The organism is Mangrovimonas sp. sgz306409 (assembly GCF_059735265.1).
The window spans coordinates 43,100-61,669 of the sequence record NZ_JCAPEU010000002.1; the positions used below are offsets into that span (position 1 = coordinate 43,100).

Sequence of the window (18,570 nt, forward strand, 5' to 3'; positions counted from 1 at the left end):
ACACATTTGGGGCACTTATCTTCTTTTTTTGGAAGAGATGTCCTTAGGTAGCACGATGTTTAGTAACTTTGCCCTTTTTAAAAGCTATGTCAAGAGACGAACAATTAAAACAACGATGGGATTTGGTGGTTGAAAAACTGTCCAAACAATTTGCCGATGGGGATACGTTGGACCTTGATGCTATAATTTATCTTATCGGAGTGCAGGAATTGGGCCAATTGGGGCGCCGATTTAAAAAGGACCATAAAGTGGATTTAATGCACATTGCCATTTGCCGTTTGTTGGAACCTTATGGTTACTACGAATTTGATTATTATGACGAAGATAAATGGCCACATTACAAGGTGAAGGAAGCCTTACCTTTTTTAAAGGCAGGCGAGCAGTCGGTGTTGATGAAGGAAGCCATTGTTAACTATTTTGTGGAAGCAGAATATATAGAATAAGATTTATTAAATTTGCAGTCATTTCAAAGGATATCATGATAGAAAAGATTAAAGAATTAATTGCTGAAGCAGAAGATTTTAAGGCGCAATCCAAAGAGGAAGTTGAAGCGTTCCGAATTAAATATTTGGGGTCTAAAGGCTTGTTGAAGGAGTATTTTGCGGAATTTAAAAATGTTGCCAACGACCAAAAGAAAGAATTTGGTCAGGTAATCAATGCCCTTAAAAAGACCGCCGAGGAAAAGGTGAACGCTTTAAAGGAGGAGTTGGAAGCCAAGGAAGAGGTGAAAGGTGTTTATGGCGATTTGTCCCGTCCTGGAGAACCTATTGAATTGGGCGCAAGACATCCGGTGTCGATTGTGAAAAATCAAATTATCGATATTTTTTCGCGCATCGGTTTTAATGTAAGTGAAGGACCAGAAATTGAAGACGACTGGCACAACTTTACCGCATTGAATCTTCCAGAATACCATCCGGCACGAGATATGCAGGATACGTTCTTTATTCAAACCAATCCTGATATTCTGTTGCGTACCCACACCAGTTCTGTACAGGTGCGTTACATGGAAGAACACAAGCCGCCTATCAGAACGATTTCTCCAGGAAGAGTGTATAGAAATGAAGCTATTTCGGCACGTTCTCACTGTTTCTTCCACCAAGTAGAGGGATTGTATATTGATAAGGATGTAAGTTTTGCAGACTTAAAACAGACTTTACAATATTTCACTACGGAGATGTTCGGGAAATCTAAAATTAGATTAAGACCATCATACTTCCCATTTACCGAGCCAAGTGCAGAAATTGATGTGTACTGGGGATTGGAAACAGAATCTGATTACCGAATTACCAAAGGGACCGGTTGGTTGGAAATTGGAGGCTGCGGGATGGTAGATCCTAATGTTTTAACAAACTGCAACATCGATCCAAAAGTGTATTCTGGTTTTGCCTTTGGAGTTGGGATTGATCGTATTGCAATGTTATTGCATCAAATCAATGATATTAGATTGTTGAGTGAAAACGATGTGCGCTTTTTAGAGCAGTTTAAATCAGCATTTTAAGAAATTACTTATATATGTAGGAAGCCGGTTAGTGCCGGCTTTTTTATTTAACAATTTTTTAACGACTAGTTGGTTCGGTTTTTTCCGAACTAAACTTATTTTTGTGTAAATCTTTTGGTTATGGAAGCAGATTTACTCAAAGAGAAGCAAAGGCTGGTCGAAAAATTAGGGGTGCTTATTGAGAATAATGATAAGTTGGCTCCCGTAGCGGCGCGCATTGTTTCCTATGCCATACTTACTGGGAAATCGGGTTTGACCTTTGATGATCTAGTAACCGATTTATGTGCTAGTAAGAGCACCATTTCCACACATCTAAACCATTTATTGGATTTAAAGAAACTCACCTACTTTACAAAGGTTGGAGACCGCAAAAAATACTATATCGTTAGTAGTGACAGTATTTTTCAGCATATCAACGGACTTATAGATATGTGGTCATCCATCCGTGACTTACACCTTGAAATAAAAACCTATAAAGAAAATGTCAACGCTGTTTCAGAAGAGGAACAAAAAAAGTTCGATTTGGAATTTCACAATAATTATATCATGTTTCTAGATGAGATTATTGGAGCGGTAACAGGTTTAAAAAATAAAATCATAGATAAACAATCAGAAGAGCAGCACTAAACAATTAAATACAAATATGAGAAAAGGAAGAATTACTATACTGTCGCTTACATTGGCGGCGATGTTTTTTATGGGGTGTGGTAACGATAATAAGCAGGTGGCACCGCAGCAACAACAGCCAAAGCCATTTCCGGTAACCGTTGTACCTCAAAAAACGGTCACTACTTTTGTAACATATCCTACCAGTATAGAAGGAATCATTAGTAGTGAGGTAAGAGCCAAAGTGAGTGGTTACATTCAGGAGGTTTTAGTTGACGAGGGCCAAACAGTAAAAAAGGGGCAACCTTTATTTAAACTGGAAACACAATCCCTAAGTCAGGATGCCGATGCCGCCAAAGCTGCTGTTAATGTGGCAAGGGTTGAGGTTGAAAAAATAAAGCCTCTTGTAGAGAAAGGGATTATTAGCAATGTACAATTGGAAACGGCCAAAGCGCAATTGGCACAGGCTCAAAGTACCTACAATAGCATTAATGCCAATATTGGTTACGCTACGGTAAAAAGCCCAGTGAATGGGGTGGTTGGTGCCATACAATTTAGGGAAGGTTCATTGGTCAGTGCGACTAGCCAGAAGCCCTTGACCACGGTGTCTGATATCAACCAAATCTATGCTTTCTTTTCAATGAATGAAACGGAATACCTAGACTTTTTACAAAATACTCCAGGTAATACGCTTAAAGAGAAAGTCGCTAATTTTCCAAAAGTGAAACTGACATTGGCCAACGGATTTGAGTACAAAAAGGAAGGGACCATACAAACCGTAACTGGCCAAATCGATGTTAGCACGGGGACCGTTAGTTTTAGAGCCATTTTTGACAATCCTACTGGATTGATTACTAACGGTAATAGTGGAACAATTAGCATCCCCAACGAATACGAAAATGTAGTGGTGATACCGCAATCGGCTACCTTTGAGCAACAGGGACAAACTTTTGTATATACTGTAAATGCCGAAAACAAAACTGTGGCAACCCCAATTAGTATTAAGGATAAAAACAATTATTTGTACCTAGTTGGTTCGGGTGTTTCAAAAGGTGACAGAATAGTAGCTAGTGGTACAGGGAAATTAAGAAACAATACGGTCATACAGCCACAGGAAGTTGCTTTCGATAGCGTTGCAAAACCTATTCCCCCTTTATTTCAATAATCTTTTAGAAAAGGACATATGTTAAAAACATTTATAGAGAGACCGGTATTGTCTACCGTAATATCCATCATCATAGTCATTTTAGGGGTGTTGGGCTTTTTTACACTGCCCGTAGAGCAATATCCTGATATCGCCCCACCAACTATTACGGTAAATACTACCTATCCAGGTGCGAGTGCCGAAACCATTATGGAAAGTGTGATCATTCCTATTGAGGAACAGATTAACGGGGTTGAAGGAATGACCTATATAACCTCGACGGCCTCGAATGCTGGTACAGCTTCTATAACCGTATATTTCGATCAGGAAACCGATCCGGATATTGCAGCGGTTAACGTTCAAAACCGTGTGGCGAGAGCCAATCCGTTATTGCCGCAGGAGGTTATTCAAACAGGGGTGTTAACACAAAAGCAACAAACCAGTGCCTTGATGTTCATGTCTGTTTATTCAGAAAATGAAAATTATAATGCCACCTTTCTTCAGAATTATTTGAAAATTAATGTGATTCCGTCCCTGCAAAGGGTGAAGGGTGTTGGTAATGTAAACGTGTTCGGTAGCCAAGATTACGCCATGCGTATTTGGTTGAAACCAGAAAAATTGGCGGCCTTTAATTTGTTGCCTTCGGATGTCACAGCGGCTTTAAAGGAACAGAGTTTGGAAGCTTCTGCTGGTGCTTTAGGGCAAAACTCAGGACAATCGTTTACCTATACCATTACATATAGCGGCCGATTTAAGTCTGAGGATCAATATAATAATATCGTCATTAAGGCATTGGACAATGGTGAATATTTACGATTAAAGGATGTTGCCGAAATTCAATTAGATGCACAGTCTTACGATTCGTATGGGTTTACGGATGGCTATCCTAGTATCAACATGGGGATTTACCAAACGGCTGGGTCTAATGCCCAGGAGATCATTAAGGAAATTCAATCAGAATTGAAGCGCTTGTCACAAGATTTCCCAGAAGGGGTGAATTATGTGATCAATTACGACACCAACGAATTTCTTACTGCTTCAATGAACAAGGTAAAACATACCCTTATTGAAGCATTTATCTTGGTGTTTATTATGGTGTTTATCTTCCTTCAGGATTTTAGGTCTACGTTAATTCCTGCCATTGCAGTACCCGTGGCTATTATTGGTACGTTTTTCTTTTTAGGCGTTTTTGGTTACTCTATTAACTTATTGACCTTATTTGCGTTGGTATTGGCTATTGGTATTGTGGTGGATGACGCCATTGTGGTGGTAGAAGCGGTTCATGCCAAATTGGATGAAGGCGAGCCTAGTGCCAAACAGGCAACCTTAAACGCCATGCACGAAATATCTGGAGCTATTATTTCCATTACTTTGGTAATGGCAGCGGTATTTATTCCTGTAACCTTTGTGCAAGGACCAACAGGTGTGTTTTACGAGCAGTTTGGGGTAACCCTTATTGTCGCTATTTTGATTTCGGCAGTTAACGCCTTGACTTTGAGTCCGGCCTTATGTGCCCTGTTTTTGAAAGGTCACGATGAAAACGAACATGAAAAGAAAAGTTTTCTGCAAGGATTTTACGACCGTTTCAACAAAGGTTTCAGTGCCACCACAGCACGTTATGGTAAGTCTTTACGATTCTTGTATAAAAATAAATGGATCTCTGCTTTTCTTTTAATACTTGCTGCTGTAGGCATTTGGTGGACAGCCAATACTACACCAACAGGATTTGTCCCAGATGAAGATAGGGGAATCATCTTTATGAATGTTGAATTGCCTGCCGGATCGTCTATGGACCGTACCAATATGGTAATGCAGGATATGTACCGTAGAGCTAAAGAAGTGCCGGGAGTAAAAGGCGTTACTGTTATCAACGGTAGAAGTTTGATTAGTGGAACTGGTTCCAACTATGGTTTAGGATTTATAAAACTGGAAAAGTGGGATGAGCGTGAAAACGAAGACGAATCATCTTCTGCCATTGTAGGTAAATTATTTGGGATTGCAGCGGGCATACCGGAAGCTCAAATTATCTTCTTTGCTCCACCGAGTATTCCTGGTTTTGGATTGTCTTCTGGTTTCGAAATGAATTTATTGGATAAATCTGGAGGTAGTTTTACCGAACTGGAAGCTGCTACCCAAGATTTTATTGGGCGTTTAATGCAGCATCCGGCCATTCAATACGGACAGTCGTCATTCAATACCAAATATCCTCAGTACGAAATGGAGATTAACGTACCGTTGGCCAAAAAATATGATGTGCCTATCAGTTCTATTTTTGCTACCATGCAAGGGTATATTGGTGGAGTTTATGCCGCCGACTTTTCCAGATTTGGAAAGCAGTACCGTGTATATGTTCAAGCGCCGCCGGAAAGTCGTTCGCAAAAGGAATCTCTAAACGAACTGTATATAAAAACAGGTAGCGGAGAAATGACGCCAATTACCCAATTTGTAAAACTGAAACGAGTGTATGGACCACAATCGGTAACTCGTTTCAACCTTTATAATTCTACCAAAATTTCGGGAGCTTCAAATCCTGGATTTAGTACAGGAGACGCTATTAGCATCATTGAAGAAGAACTGAAAAGTCTGCCAACACAGTACGATGTGGCTTATTCTGGTTTAACACGTGAAGAAGTAAATGCGGGGAACCAAACCGTACTTATTTTCATATTGTGTGTGGTCTTTGTATACTTCTTGCTGGCCGCCCAATACGAAAGTTATTTGTTGCCATTAGCGGTTATTTTATCCCTGCCTTTAGGTGTGTTTGGAGCCTTCTTTACTACAAAAATGATGGGCTTACAGAACAATATCTACTTCCAGATTGCCTTAATCATGTTGGTTGGGTTATTGGCCAAGAATGCTATTTTAATTGTGGAGTTTGCGGTACAGCGCCGACGTAATGGCGAAAGTATTCCTGATGCCGCCATACATGGTGCCCAAGCGCGTTTAAGACCCATTTTAATGACCTCGTTTGCCTTTATTTTAGGCTTAATGCCCTTGGTGTTAGCGAAAGGGGTTGGTGCCGAAGGGAACAATTCTATTGGTAGTGGAGCTGCAGGAGGAATGTTGATAGGAACAATATTGGGGATTTTTGTAATACCAATCCTCTTTATTTTATTCCAATGGCTACAAGAAAAAGTATCCAGTAAGCCAGCAGTAATAGAACAAACTAAAGAAGATTAATTGTATGACATCCATTATAAAACATAAAACCCTAACCAAGGTTGCGCTGATCGTATTCGCTTCTGTAACACTGCAAAGTTGTTTCGTTACGAAAAATTATGAACGCCCAGAGTTAGAGGAAACGGAGCACCTATACAGAACAGATAATTTGCCTACAGATAGTTTGTCTATGGCTGATGTGTCCTGGAAAGAGTTATTTACAGATACTTATTTGAGTCAGTATATCGAAGAGGGATTGCACAACAATTTGGATATCAGAATTGCCATTCAGCAAATGGCTGCGGCAGAATCATATGTCAAACAAGCAAGGGCTAGTTTTTGGCCTAGTGTTGGGGCAGACGCTTCCTTAACGCATCAAGAGTTGGCAAAGAACAGTCAGTTCGGAGCTTTTTTTAACGGTTCTTTGCAACAGTATCAATTATCGACTAACCTTTCATGGGAAGCCGATATTTGGGGGAAAATTAGAAGTCAAAAAAGAGCCTCACAAGCTAGTTTCCTGCAAAGTGTAGCGGCACACCAAGCCGTAAAAACGAGATTGGTTTCTAGTATTGCCAGTACCTACTACCAACTATTGGCCTTGGATGCGCAATTGGAAGTGACTAAAGCTACCATTGAAAATAGGGAGCGTAGTGTAGAAACCATTAAAGCCTTGAAGGATGCTGGGCAGGTGACACAGGTGGCAGTAGACCAAAATATTGCGCAGTTGAACAATGCCAAGGCTTTACAAGTAGATATTGAAACGGCTATTTTTGCAACAGAAAATACCTTGGCTCTTTTATTGGGCAAACAACCCCAACAGTTTGAGAGAAGCCAACTGCAAGGTCAAAGCATCGATACAGAAATGAAATTGGGAGTGCCTTCTTTGTTGTTGAGAAACAGACCAGACGTTATGGCGGCAGAGTATAGCTTGGTCCAAGCCTTTGAAATGACCAATGTAGCTAGAACCAATTTCTACCCATCCTTAACGTTAACAGCTACGGGGGGATTTCAAAGTCTTGAGTTTAATAACTGGTTTGATACGGGATCATTATTTGCGAATCTAGTAGGAGGGTTGACCCAGCCTATTTTCAATCAACGTAAAATTAGGACTCAACAGGAAGTGGCATTGGCACAACAAGAACAAGCTTTATTGAGTTTTAAAAAGACTTTGTTGGTTGCTGGAGGAGAAGTGTCTAATGCACTTTATGCCTACGAAGCAGAAACCAAGAAATACGAATTCAGACAGAATGAAGTAGAAGCTTTACGACAAGCCGAGAGTAACTCTGAAGAATTATTGAACAACGGTTTTGGAACCTATTTGGATTTATTGACCGCCAGAGAAAGCGCGCTTAGTGCGGAGCTGAATGTTATCAATAGCAAGTTGCAGCAATTGCAAACTGTAGTGACGCTTTATGAATCTTTAGGTGGTGGCTGGAAATAAACTTTAAATATGAATCTATGACCTTAAAAAGCGACATCTTAGAATGCTCCATTACAAATTTCACCAAATTTGGAAGCAAGCGTTTTACATTGGATGATCTGGCAGAGGTTATGGGCATTTCCAAAAAAACCATTTATAAGCACTTTAAGAATAAGGAAGAACTGGTAGCTGAGAGCTTATCGGTTTTGGTTGAGAATTACACAGCAGAAATTAACGAGGTGATTCAGGATAATATTGATGATCCTATTTTGTGCATTATTTTAATTTATGAAAGAGGGTTTGAGTACTTGAGGTATTTCAAGCCCTCTTTTTTATTTGGTATCAAAAAGTACTATCCAAAGGCAGATCAGGTATTCGCTGATTTTTCCGAAATGTTTGTGTTCGAAATCGTCTACAAATTACTTCAGTCGGCTAAAGAAAAGGGATATATCAAGCCAGGTGTAAATTTAAAGTTGGTCTGCGAACTGTACTTTTTAAGAATTGATGCCATTGCCTTTAGAAATAACAATCTCTTCGAAATCTATAACAAAAGAGAAATCCTAAACCATTTAATTGTATATAACCTTCGAGGGTTTACGGAGCCAAATTATTCAAATCCTTATTTTGAATAGCTTGTTTTTGACTAATTTTGCAAAAATTATCAAGCCTAAAAGAAGAAACAATCTCATGAAAAAAGATATCCAGATACCAAAAGTAGAAGAGGTTTATGTAGCGGTGGTGAATGAATTCAACAAAGTACACCAAACTCAAGATTGGAATGCCTACATCATCAATAATAAAGATGTGGATTTGGATACGGTGTTGATTGTTTCCAAAGGGTATAGCGAGAGCAAGGAAACTCCAGTAATGAGACATACCTTAAAAATGCTTCCTGCCAGAAGTTTTGCAAAAATTGAGTTTATGCCAGATGAACTGTTGGCACTTAACAACGAGTTCAAGATTACCTTTTTTGAAGGCAATACCATGTTTGACAAAACCTATTTGTTTAGAAAAAATACCATCAACAAAAATGCATTGCAAACCATCCCACTGATGCAGGAAAGAGGTGTTTTGGTAAAATAAGTTGGATTAGTCTAACTTTTCCGTCAACTTTTTAAAGACCTTTTTAGGCTCTTTTCCTTCGTATAAAATACCATATACGGCATTTATAATGGGGAGATTGGTCTTCTTGTTGTTTTTCTCGTTAAGTAAATGAGCACTTTTGGTGGCGTAATAACCTTCGGCAACCATACTCATTTCCATTTGTGCAGACTTTACTGTATAGCCTTTACCAATCATGTTTCCAAACATTCGGTTACGGGAAAAAACAGAATAACCAGTTACCAACAAATCGCCCAAATAAGCCGAATTGTTGATGTTGCGTTTCATTTTGTGCATCTTCTTGATAAAACGTTTCATCTCACGAATGGCGTTGCTCATCAAAACACTTTGGAAATTGTCTCCATATCCCAATCCATGGGCAATACCCGCTGCAATAGCATAGATGTTCTTTAACATAACAGCATATTCAACACCAATGATATCATCGCTTATTTTGGTGCGGATATAATCGCTAGATAAGGTTTTGGCAATGGTTTTAGCCTTGCTGGAATCGGCACAGGAAATGGTCAGGTAGGACAAGCGCTCCAAAGCAACTTCTTCGGCGTGACATGGCCCTGCAATCACGGCTATATTTTCAAAAGGAATATTGTAAATATCGTGGAAATGCTCGCCAACCAATAACCCAGATTCAGGAATGATTCCTTTTACGGCGGAAACTACAATTTTTTCAGAAATATCGGTAGTTAGTTTTTCAAGTTCCGAATGCATGAACGCCGAAGGAATGGCAAAGATCAATACATCGGCATACTCGGCTATTTCATTGATGTCGTTGCTCAATTTCAATTGGTTCAAATGAAACTCAACCGAGCTAAGGTAACTAGGGTTATGTTGTTCTTTTTCAAGATGTCCCTTAATGTAAACACTGCGCATATACCAGCCCACTTCATCTAGGTTTTCGCATAGCATTTTTACTATGGCAGTGGCCCAGCTTCCCGCTCCAAAAACGGCATATTTTAATGGTTTGCTCATCTCGTCACAAATTTGTAGGCCAAAAATACATAAAATATAAGTCTTAAAGGTTACCAAAGCCTGAAGTCCATTCCTGATAAAACTGGTTTTGATGCGATTCTAAGCTTAAAAAGAGGAGCTAAAGTGGTTTAAACCAAACATTTTTTTGAATTTATATGAGGTTTCGGGAAGATTTAGGAAATTTCTGTACTTTTTTTATGAAAAAATTAGGTTATATTGGTCCAAACTTTACTATATTTAGCTCGTTATTTTAGGGTTAAAGTGTTGTGAATGTGGTCGATAATTCGTAACTTAAAACTTTAACATTAGATTATGATTTGTTAAATAACTATTTTGTTTCTTTGGGCGTTCTTAAGATTGAGAGTGCTACTCAAAATATAATTGTTGAACTGGCACTTTTCAAAATAGATTGAAACAATATTTCTAAGCTCATTAGAAAAAAAATATAACGATAGAAACTAAATTTTGGTTGGTTATTTAGTTTCCTAAAACGCTCACTTCGATTTCTTCGAGTGAGCGTTTCTTCTTTTCTTACTTTTTTAGTTAGTAACTTTTATTGGAATTGACTTTTTATTTTTTGAATTTTACATTAATCATTTGTTAATAATTAAAAATCAAATAGTTATGGGGTTATTTTCATTCATTAAAGATGCGGGTGCCAGTGTTTTTGGCATTGGGAAAACGGAGGCTGAAGAAGCAGCCGAAGCTACGGCGGCTAAGTTGGAAGCAGAAGCTGCAGCAGCTAAAAGTTTAGAGGAAACTATTACCGACCTTGACTTGAAGGTGAGTGGTTTAAAAGTGGGTGTTTCTGGTGATATGGCAACGGTTACTGGAATGGCCTACGATCAAGCAACCAAGGAAAAAGTGGTTTTGGTAGTAGGTAACACAGCTGGGATTGCTGCGGTGGACGACCAAATGTCAGTAGAACATAAGGAACCCGAAGCCCAGTTTTATACAGTAAAAAGTGGAGATACTTTAGGAAAGGTTGCCAAACAATATTACGGTAATGCCATGAAGTACCCCCTTATTTTTGATGCCAATAAGCCCATGCTCGAAGATCCCGACAAAATTTATCCGGGGCAGGTGTTACGTATCCCGCATTTAAATTGATTTATGCCTCAAAAAAGCAAAAGCCCAATGGAAATTGGGCTTTTATTTTAAATCCTCTTTAAGTTCTTCCAAGTCATAAGGCTTAGCGATGATGGTTTTGTCTTTGTTCAATAAGAAATATGAAGGTGTTCCGGTAACATTATAATCATCGGCTATTTTGTTGTCCCATTTGCCCAATGCCAATACATGGATGAAATTAGGGTAGTTCAATTTTTCAGACGACCAAGTTTTGTCATCATTTTCCAAGCCAATGGCAATAACTTGTAAGTCTTCAGGAATGATGGTTTTTACTTCAGGCAATTCGGCTAAACAATGTGAGCAAGTACTGCTCCAAAAGATGATTAGGTAACGATCGGCAGTATCTAAATCATACAAAGTGGTGTTTATTGCCTTATTCCTTTTTGTAAGTGTGATATCAAAATTTTGGGCTTTATTGCCTACGGCGTTTTTCTTGTAATTGATAATTTCCCGGCTTAGTTCCCCATTGTTGGTTTGCTCTGCTAGATCTTCCAAATAAGTGTCAATGATGTAATTGGAAACTTCGGTATTTTCCATCATTACAAAACGTTGCCAAACGGTGTTTAACAAGGTGGTCTGCACTACAGGATCTGTTCCTTTCATTTGAGACATCAAGGAGTCTACATTGGCAATATAGACTTTGTTGTCGGTACTTGAAGCCATTCCAAAGACATACGCAAGCACTCTATCATTCAGGAAATTGGAACTTAGTAAAAGGGGATTGGAGAAATTTACGTTTTGAAAATAGGTGCGCTTTAAATTTTGTGAGTAGGTAGGCAGATCTTCAAAGCTCGAGGGAATGTATGGGGCGTTGGCTTTAATAAAGGTATTAGCCATAGTGCCTTTTGAAGCATCTTCAAACCCTTTTTGGGTATCTTCCAAAGTTTTGAAAATATCCTTATAGGCTGTTTGATCGGTGCTTTCTTGTGAATAAAAATTGCTGATGGCCATGTTTACCAACTCCATACTCTTGGTATATGAAGACCATAGTTTGTTTTCATTGGAAGTTGTGAATTCCAAACCTGTTTCAATACTAAAATTGAGAGCTACGTCTTCCTTGCCATTATAAATTAAGTCGAAATTGTATTCTTCCGGAGGAAGGGCATACACAATTTTATAAATGCCGGGTTTTACAGAACTGTCCAGTTGGATATGAAAACTGCCATCCTTCTCAATTTCACTTTTATCTATAAAATTAGTACCTGTTGGAGTCGCTTCATAAAGTAGGGCATAGGTATAGTCTTTCGCTGGGGTGAATTTTCCAGAAACTTTATGTTGGGCCAAAAGTAGGGTAGGTAAAAGCAATAAAAGCTGAACGATTGTTTTCATAGGATTTTTTTAATTAAGCATTGAAAGTTGGTATGGCAACTTCGGTTCAATAATTGCGCCAAAATAGGCTTAAGCTTGTTTTTTATAAGATCGAAAACTCTCGATCATAACGGTAAATATAATTAATGTTCCTCCAATAAAGGTATTCCAAGTAGGCCTTTCATTTAAAAATAAAAAGGCAATCAAGATCCCGAAAATAGGTTGTGTACTGCTAATGATGCTGGCGGTACTGGCTTTGAAAAAGCGTAAACTTTGGATAAACAAAGTATGGCCAATAGCTGTGGTTACCAAGGCAAGCATCAATACATAGGGAAATTGTTCGGATACGTTTCCAAAACCAAACAACCCTATAAACGGAAGCAATGCAATGGATAAAATAGCTACTTGATAAAACATGAGCATGATGCCATTATAGCGTACCACATGTTGTTTTAAAATCAAGATGCGAATGGAGTAGCAAACAGCCGAAGCCATACCAAACAGTGCACCTTTAAACTGACCACTTTCTAAACTGAATTCTGGGGCTAGCATATAAATGCCAAAACCCACAAGTCCACCTAACAATAGATGTATGGGGTCAAATTTTACTTTGGAAAATAGGGGCTCCAATAATGCTGTAATTACGGGAAAAGTGAATAGGGATAACATTCCAATGGCAACATTGGAAAGCTTTAGGGCATAGAAATACGTAATCCAATGTCCTCCCATGAGTAATCCACTTAGCAAAAAAGTAAACCGGTCCTTGGAATGGATTTCTAAAGGAATCTTCTTGAAATAACAATAGAGAAATAAGAACACTGCAGCCAAAATAGAGCGCCACCAAATGATGACCGTTGTGGGCATGTCAATGTACTTGCCCAAAGCTCCTGAAGTGCTAATAAAAATAGTAGCAAGGGTTAGCCAAAAGATATTCGTTACATGGCTTCCTTTCATATGTTTTGTAGCATGCTTAGTGCTTGTTTCACGGTTTTTATATGGTCGAAGGTTAACAACAATCTTAGTCCGGCACGTGTTTCTTTTTCTTTCATTTTACAGGCCTGTGGATTGGACTGTACATATTGCAATATTTTTGTAAAACCAGGACTTTGGTAAAAGTTGCTTTGCTGGTCGCTGATGAAGTAGCCAATAAGTTTGCCTTTTTTCATCACTACCTTTTCAAGTCCCATTTTGGCTGCAATCCATTTAATTCGAACACTGTTTAAAAGATCCACCACCTGGAATGGCAATTCACCAAAACGATCTACCAATTCGGTTTCAAACTTTTGCAGCGCTTCTTCGGTTTTTATCTCGTTAAGTTGGGTGTACAGGTTGAGGCGCTCCGTAATGTTATTGATATAATCATCAGGGAAAAGCAATTCAAAATCGGTGTCGATGGTAATGTCCTTTACGTACTCTTTTTCTTTGCCATCGTCTGGGTAAAGGTCCTTGAATTCATTTTCCTTAAGCTCCTCAATGGCTTCATGTAATATCTTTTGATAGGTATCAAAACCAATATCGTTGATAAATCCACTTTGTTCACCACCCAACAAATCTCCAGCACCACGGATTTCCAAATCTTTCATTGCGATGTTGAAGCCACTACCTAATTCAGAAAACTGTTCCAAAGCGGTAATACGCTTTCGAGCATCGGGGGTCATGGCAGAATATTCAGGGGTAATGAAATAGCAAAATGCTTTTTTGTTGCTTCGGCCTACACGACCACGCATTTGGTGCAGGTCACTCAATCCAAAATTATTGGCATTGTTGATGAAAATGGTATTGGCATTTGGCACATCCAAACCACTTTCAATAATGGTAGTACTCACGAGCACGTCAAATTCTCCATTGATGAAAGACAGCATAAGTTCTTCCAATTTTTTACCGTCCATTTGTCCGTGGCCAATAGCAACCTTCGCATCGGGTACCAAGCGCTGGATCAATCCAGCGACTTCCTTAATGTTTTCTATACGATTATGTATGAAGAAAATCTGCCCGCCACGCTCAATCTCATAGCTCACCGCATCACGGATGGTTTCCTCGCTAAAACGAATGACATGACTTTCAATAGGGTATCTATTTGGCGGAGGTGTGGTGATCACCGAAAGATCCCTAGCCGCCATTAAGCTAAACTGCAAGGTTCTAGGAATAGGGGTTGCCGTAAGCGTTAGCACATCTACGTTGTCCTTAAGGGTTTTAAGGCGCTCTTTAACAGCCACTCCAAATTTTTGTTCCTCATCAACAATTAGCAAGCCAAGATTTTTAAACTTCACCGTTTTGTTGGCCAATTGATGTGTTCCAATGATGATGTCAACACCACCACTTTCTAGATTTTCTAGGGTAGTGCGCTTTTCTTTGGCGGTCCTAAAACGGTTGACATAATCTACGGTTACAGGAAAATCTTTTAAGCGTTCCCTAAAGGTGCGGAAGTGTTGGTAGGCCAAAATGGTGGTGGGTACCAAAACGGCTACTTGTTTTCCATTATCTACCGCTTTAAAGGCGGCACGAATAGCCACTTCGGTTTTTCCAAAACCAACATCTCCACAAACCAAGCGATCCATGGGGCGTTCACTTTCCATGTCCGATTTGATATCAGCCGTAGCAGTACTTTGATCTGGAGTGTCTTCGTAGAGGAAGGAGGCTTCCAACTCATGTTGCAGATAACTATCTGGATTGTATTGGAATCCTTTTTCCAGTTTTCTTTTGGCGTAAAGCTGAATTAGATTAAATGCAATTTCCTTAACTCTAGACTTCGTCTTTTGTTTTAGGGTTTTCCAAGCTTTACTACCCAGTTTGTGAACCTTTGGAGGCTTGCCATCCTTACCGTTGAACTTGGTGATTTTATGAAGGGAGTGGATACTCAAGTATAGTACATCTCTTTCACCATAAATGAGTTTGATGGCTTCCTGTTTTTTGCCTTCCACCTCAATTTTTTGAAGTCCACCAAATTTTCCTATGCCGTGATCAATGTGGGTTACATAGTCGCCAATTTCCAAATTGGTGAGTTCCTTTAAGGTAATAGCCTGTTTTTTGGCGTAGCCATTTTTAAGTTGGAATTTGTGGTAACGTTCAAAAATTTGATGGTCCGTGTAGCAGGTAATTTTATTGTCTTGGTCTACGAAACCTTGATATAAGGACAGTACAATAGTTTCGTAATGTACCTCCTGATCCATGTCGTCAAAAATGTCATGGAACCGTTTGGCCTGTTGCTCACTCACGCAGGCAATATAATTGGTGTAGCCTTTGCTGTAGTTGGTGTTTAGGTTGTCTATCAGGACATCAAATTGTTTGTTGAAGGACGGCTGTGGCGTGGTGTTGTAAACAATTTCTTTACCGTTGGAACCCGAATTGAAATAAGAAGTCGTACCAAATTCAACAATTGAAAAGTCTAAAAGTTGCTTTTTAAACAGTTCTGAATGACAAAACAATTCTTCAGGTTCGGAATGCTTGATTTCTGTGCTTAACTTCTCAAAGGCCTCTTCCGCCTTTTTGAAAAACTCATCGATACGGCCAAAGAGCATGTCGGCATTTTTGATAAACACCACCGATTTTTTCGAGATATAGTTGAAAAAACTCTGGCGACTTTCTTCCAAAAGCTTGTTGGCGACGTTCGGGATGATGGTGATTTTCTTGATCTGTTCTGTAGACAATTGGCTCTCTACATCAAACGTTCGGATACTGTCTACTTCATCTCCAAAAAACTCTATACGGTAAGGTTCGTCATGCGAAAATGAAAACACGTCTACAATTCCCCCTCGCACCGAAAACTCTCCTGGTTCGGTAACAAAATCGACACGTTTGAATTTATATTCAAACAGGATTTCATTGACAAAATCAATAGAAAGTTTATCGTTTACCGAAATCTTAAGCGTGTTTTTCTCAAGTTCCTTCCTGGTTACCACCTTTTCAAACAAGGCATCCGGATAGGTGACAATCACAGCCGGTTTTTTTCTGGAATTGATTCGGTTTAAAACTTCGGCCCTCAACAATACATTGGCATTGTCTGTTTCTTCTATTTGGTAGGGGCGCCTGTAACTTCCAGGGTAGAACAAAACATCCTTATCTCCCAACAGTAATTCCAAGTCGTTGAGGTAAAAAGCAGCTTCTTCCTTATCATTAAAAACCAGTAAAAAGGGAAGGTCTGTTTGTTGAAAGGTTTCGGCAATTACAAACGATAGTGACGAGCCCACCAACCCTTTTAAATGGGTTTTGGAAGAACTGTTTTGTTTGTCTGAATTTTGATTTTGGGCAATAGCAGTCTGCAGATTTTGCGTTTGCAACATCTGTGCATAGGTTTGCGAGAGAACGGTTTTACTCAAGGCAGTATATTTTATGCAAATATAAAGGTTAGAATTGAATTAAACCGTAATCTTCAAGGGCCTTAAATGAAGATGAAAATCATCATTTTTCGGTGTGTTTTTGGTGCAAAAAATTCTGTGGAAGGAATAGGAGGATTTGCTTTTTTAAGGAGTGGCAGGCTATTGATTGTGCTGTCTATTGGGAAAATGGGGCGTTTTTATAGGGTTGTATTGCAGGGTTTTATGTGTGTTTTAGAGGCTTTTGTGAAGTGATTTTAAAAAAGCGAAATTTATGTTTTAAAAGCCTACAAGTTTAACTATATTTGCACGACTTTTAAAAAAGAGAATATATGTCGATTTCAGATTTATTTGACAGTGGATTTAAAAAACGTAATGAAGATCATTTTGCAGCAATTGTAAGGGTTGCCATGAGTGATGGAATTATCAATGAAGAAGAACGCGCGTTTTTAGATAGATTGGCAAGAAACTTAGGTATTGATGACCATGAATATGCAACCATACTTAAGGATTATAAAACACATCCAATTAACCCTCCAACCTCTTACGAATTGCGTTTGGAGCGTTTGTTTGATTTGGCTAGAATGGTATGGGTAGATCACATCCAATCTGCTGACCAAGTGAACATGTTGGAGAAATTTTGTGTAGGTCTTGGTTTTAGACCAGACAACGCCAAATACATTACCGATAAGGCTTTACATTTGGTACAGGAAGGTGTGGACATTGAAATCTTCAAAGATGAAATGAAAGCAATGAACAAATAATTGCTTACAAATAAATTAAAAAGAAAAGCGAACCAAATGGTTCGCTTTTTTTATTTTGGGTCGGCTAGTTGAACGAATTCTTCTGCTTTTTCCACCATGTGTTTGCTGCCGCAGATAAAGGGAACGCGTTGGTGCAATTCGGTAGGCTGGATGTCCAATATTCTGGTGTAACCATCACTAGCTTTTCCGTTGGCTTGTTCAGCAATAAAGGCCATTGGGTTGCATTCGTATAACAAGCGCAATTTTCCGTTGGTTTTTGGTGAACATTTTGGATACATATAAATGCCGCCCTTAATCATATTTCTGTGGAAATCGGATACTAAAGAACCAATGTATCTTGAGGTGTAAGGTCTATCTCCTTCTTCCTTTTGGCAATATTTAATGTAGTCCTTAATTCCTTGTGGAAAGTGAATATAGTTTCCTTCGTTCACTGAGTAAATACTGCCGTCCAATGGAAATTGCATGTTGGGATGCGATAGGTAAAACGTTCCAATGGCGGGGTTCAATGTGAAACCATTTACTCCTGCGCCGGTAGAATATACCAACATGGTAGAGGTTCCGTAAACCACATAACCAGCGGCAACCTGTTGGTTTCCCTTTTGTAGGAAATCTTCCATAGTTACCGGAGTACCTACAGGGGTAACACGTCTGTATACCGAAAAAATGGTCCCTACAGACACATTCACATCGATATTGGAAGAGCCGTCCAGAGGGTCAATAAGTACTACATATTTGTTTTGGTTGTTTTTGTCCTGCGAGTTGATGGAAATGAAATCTTCTTCCTCTTCACTGGCAATACCGCAAACAATATTTCGTTTGGTAAGGGTTTGAATGAACTTTTCATTGGCTAGAACATCCAATTTTTGTTGGTCTTCACCCTGTACATTGGTGTCGCCAACAGCACCGATGATGTCTACCAATCCGGCTTTGTTCACTTCGTGGTTAACCACTTTGGCAGCTAACCTAATTGAGTTGATAAGTCGGGAAAGTTCTCCTGTTGAATATTTAAATGCGGCTTGATTTTCTATGATAAACTCACCTAGAGTTTGATGTTTATGAGACATGAAAGTAAATCCTTTGGTTTTTGCAAATATCGGAGAATTTTACGCAACTACAACGTTTTCGTAAACAATTATCAC

At 39.1% G+C, this 18,570-nt stretch carries 15 protein-coding genes; 10 read left to right on the top strand and 5 right to left on the bottom strand.

Translation table 11 applies throughout. From position 1 onward, the window contains the following. Positions 1–86 precede the first annotated feature (86 nt). From AC6I5C_RS03615 to AC6I5C_RS03650, 8 genes are all read left to right on the top strand, one after another. Complete coding sequence (locus AC6I5C_RS03615; RefSeq protein ID WP_076662490.1) at positions 87–443, top strand: hypothetical protein; 357 nt, start codon at positions 87–89, stop codon at positions 441–443. A 35-nt stretch (positions 444–478) separates the two neighbouring features. After that, the gene (gene pheS / locus AC6I5C_RS03620) at positions 479–1,498 is read left to right on the top strand and encodes a phenylalanine--tRNA ligase subunit alpha (protein WP_497903988.1); all 1,020 of its coding nucleotides are present in this window, start codon (positions 479–481) and stop codon (positions 1,496–1,498) included. Between the two features lie 120 nt (positions 1,499–1,618). Beyond that, positions 1,619–2,125 (top strand): GbsR/MarR family transcriptional regulator, encoded by a 507-nt coding sequence (locus AC6I5C_RS03625; protein WP_497903989.1) that lies wholly within the window; start codon positions 1,619–1,621, stop codon positions 2,123–2,125. A 16-nt stretch (positions 2,126–2,141) separates the two neighbouring features. Further along, complete coding sequence (locus tag AC6I5C_RS03630) at positions 2,142–3,269, top strand: efflux RND transporter periplasmic adaptor subunit (protein ID WP_497903990.1); 1,128 nt, start codon at positions 2,142–2,144, stop codon at positions 3,267–3,269. 18 nt (positions 3,270–3,287) lie between these two features. Next, entirely contained in the window at positions 3,288–6,428 is a 3,141-nt protein-coding gene (locus AC6I5C_RS03635; protein ID WP_497903991.1) for an efflux RND transporter permease subunit, read from the top strand. Between the two features lie 4 nt (positions 6,429–6,432). Beyond that, entirely contained in the window at positions 6,433–7,848 is a 1,416-nt protein-coding gene (locus AC6I5C_RS03640; RefSeq protein WP_497903992.1) for an efflux transporter outer membrane subunit, read from the top strand. 17 nt (positions 7,849–7,865) lie between these two features. Beyond that, complete coding sequence (locus AC6I5C_RS03645; RefSeq protein ID WP_497903993.1) at positions 7,866–8,459, top strand: TetR/AcrR family transcriptional regulator; 594 nt, start codon at positions 7,866–7,868, stop codon at positions 8,457–8,459. A gap of 55 nt (positions 8,460–8,514) precedes the next feature. Continuing rightward, a complete protein-coding gene (locus tag AC6I5C_RS03650) occupies positions 8,515–8,910 on the top strand; it encodes a hypothetical protein (protein WP_053977074.1) in 396 nt (131 codons plus the stop codon). A 6-nt stretch (positions 8,911–8,916) separates the two neighbouring features. Here the strand turns inward: AC6I5C_RS03650 and AC6I5C_RS03655 are convergent, their stop codons facing one another. After that, positions 8,917–9,918 carry an NAD(P)H-dependent glycerol-3-phosphate dehydrogenase gene (locus AC6I5C_RS03655; protein ID WP_053976335.1) on the bottom strand — a complete coding sequence of 334 codons (1,002 nt, stop codon included), beginning with the start codon at positions 9,916–9,918 and terminating at the stop codon, positions 8,917–8,919. A gap of 624 nt (positions 9,919–10,542) precedes the next feature. On the opposite strand from AC6I5C_RS03655, the gene lysM reads away from it, so the two are divergent. Next, positions 10,543–11,028 carry a peptidoglycan-binding protein LysM gene (lysM, locus tag AC6I5C_RS03660; protein ID WP_497903994.1) on the top strand — a complete coding sequence of 162 codons (486 nt, stop codon included), beginning with the start codon at positions 10,543–10,545 and terminating at the stop codon, positions 11,026–11,028. 42 nt (positions 11,029–11,070) lie between these two features. On the opposite strand, the gene AC6I5C_RS03665 is transcribed toward lysM, so the two are convergent. The 3 genes from AC6I5C_RS03665 to mfd all read right to left on the bottom strand — a co-directional run bounded on the left by AC6I5C_RS03665 (position 11,071) and on the right by mfd (position 16,670). After that, positions 11,071–12,375 carry a TlpA family protein disulfide reductase gene (locus AC6I5C_RS03665; protein WP_497903995.1) on the bottom strand — a complete coding sequence of 435 codons (1,305 nt, stop codon included), beginning with the start codon at positions 12,373–12,375 and terminating at the stop codon, positions 11,071–11,073. A 69-nt stretch (positions 12,376–12,444) separates the two neighbouring features. After that, positions 12,445–13,308 carry a DMT family transporter gene (locus tag AC6I5C_RS03670; protein ID WP_497903996.1) on the bottom strand — a complete coding sequence of 288 codons (864 nt, stop codon included), beginning with the start codon at positions 13,306–13,308 and terminating at the stop codon, positions 12,445–12,447. Further along, positions 13,305–16,670, bottom strand: coding sequence for a transcription-repair coupling factor (gene mfd, locus AC6I5C_RS03675; protein WP_497903997.1), 3,366 nt, complete (start codon positions 16,668–16,670; stop codon positions 13,305–13,307). The genes AC6I5C_RS03670 and mfd overlap by 4 nt, the downstream gene beginning before the upstream one ends. Before the next feature lie 329 nt (positions 16,671–16,999). On the opposite strand from mfd, the gene AC6I5C_RS03680 reads away from it, so the two are divergent. After that, the gene (locus tag AC6I5C_RS03680; protein WP_053976329.1) at positions 17,000–17,431 is read left to right on the top strand and encodes a tellurite resistance TerB family protein; all 432 of its coding nucleotides are present in this window, start codon (positions 17,000–17,002) and stop codon (positions 17,429–17,431) included. Positions 17,432–17,481: 50 nt separating this feature from the next. Here the strand turns inward: AC6I5C_RS03680 and fbp are convergent, their stop codons facing one another. Beyond that, positions 17,482–18,495, bottom strand: a complete 1,014-nt coding sequence (fbp, locus tag AC6I5C_RS03685) for a class 1 fructose-bisphosphatase (protein WP_053976328.1) — start codon at positions 18,493–18,495, stop codon at positions 17,482–17,484. Positions 18,496–18,570: the final 75 nt, after the last annotated feature.

Coding starts and splice junctions, on each gene's coding strand:
- AC6I5C_RS03625 (WP_497903989.1), top strand. CDS start 1,619: ATGGAAGCAGATTTACTCAAAGAGAAGCAAAGGCTGGTCGAAAAATTA.
- AC6I5C_RS03670 (WP_497903996.1), bottom strand. CDS start 13,308: ATGAAAGGAAGCCATGTAACGAATATCTTTTGGCTAACCCTTGCTACT.
- AC6I5C_RS03615 (WP_076662490.1), top strand. CDS start 87: ATGTCAAGAGACGAACAATTAAAACAACGATGGGATTTGGTGGTTGAA.
- AC6I5C_RS03655 (WP_053976335.1), bottom strand. CDS start 9,918: ATGAGCAAACCATTAAAATATGCCGTTTTTGGAGCGGGAAGCTGGGCC.
- AC6I5C_RS03680 (WP_053976329.1), top strand. CDS start 17,000: ATGTCGATTTCAGATTTATTTGACAGTGGATTTAAAAAACGTAATGAA.
- AC6I5C_RS03635 (WP_497903991.1), top strand. CDS start 3,288: ATGTTAAAAACATTTATAGAGAGACCGGTATTGTCTACCGTAATATCC.
- fbp (WP_053976328.1), bottom strand. CDS start 18,495: ATGTCTCATAAACATCAAACTCTAGGTGAGTTTATCATAGAAAATCAA.
- AC6I5C_RS03665 (WP_497903995.1), bottom strand. CDS start 12,375: ATGAAAACAATCGTTCAGCTTTTATTGCTTTTACCTACCCTACTTTTG.
- pheS (WP_497903988.1), top strand. CDS start 479: ATGATAGAAAAGATTAAAGAATTAATTGCTGAAGCAGAAGATTTTAAG.
- AC6I5C_RS03640 (WP_497903992.1), top strand. CDS start 6,433: ATGACATCCATTATAAAACATAAAACCCTAACCAAGGTTGCGCTGATC.
- AC6I5C_RS03630 (WP_497903990.1), top strand. CDS start 2,142: ATGAGAAAAGGAAGAATTACTATACTGTCGCTTACATTGGCGGCGATG.
- lysM (WP_497903994.1), top strand. CDS start 10,543: ATGGGGTTATTTTCATTCATTAAAGATGCGGGTGCCAGTGTTTTTGGC.
- AC6I5C_RS03645 (WP_497903993.1), top strand. CDS start 7,866: ATGACCTTAAAAAGCGACATCTTAGAATGCTCCATTACAAATTTCACC.
- AC6I5C_RS03650 (WP_053977074.1), top strand. CDS start 8,515: ATGAAAAAAGATATCCAGATACCAAAAGTAGAAGAGGTTTATGTAGCG.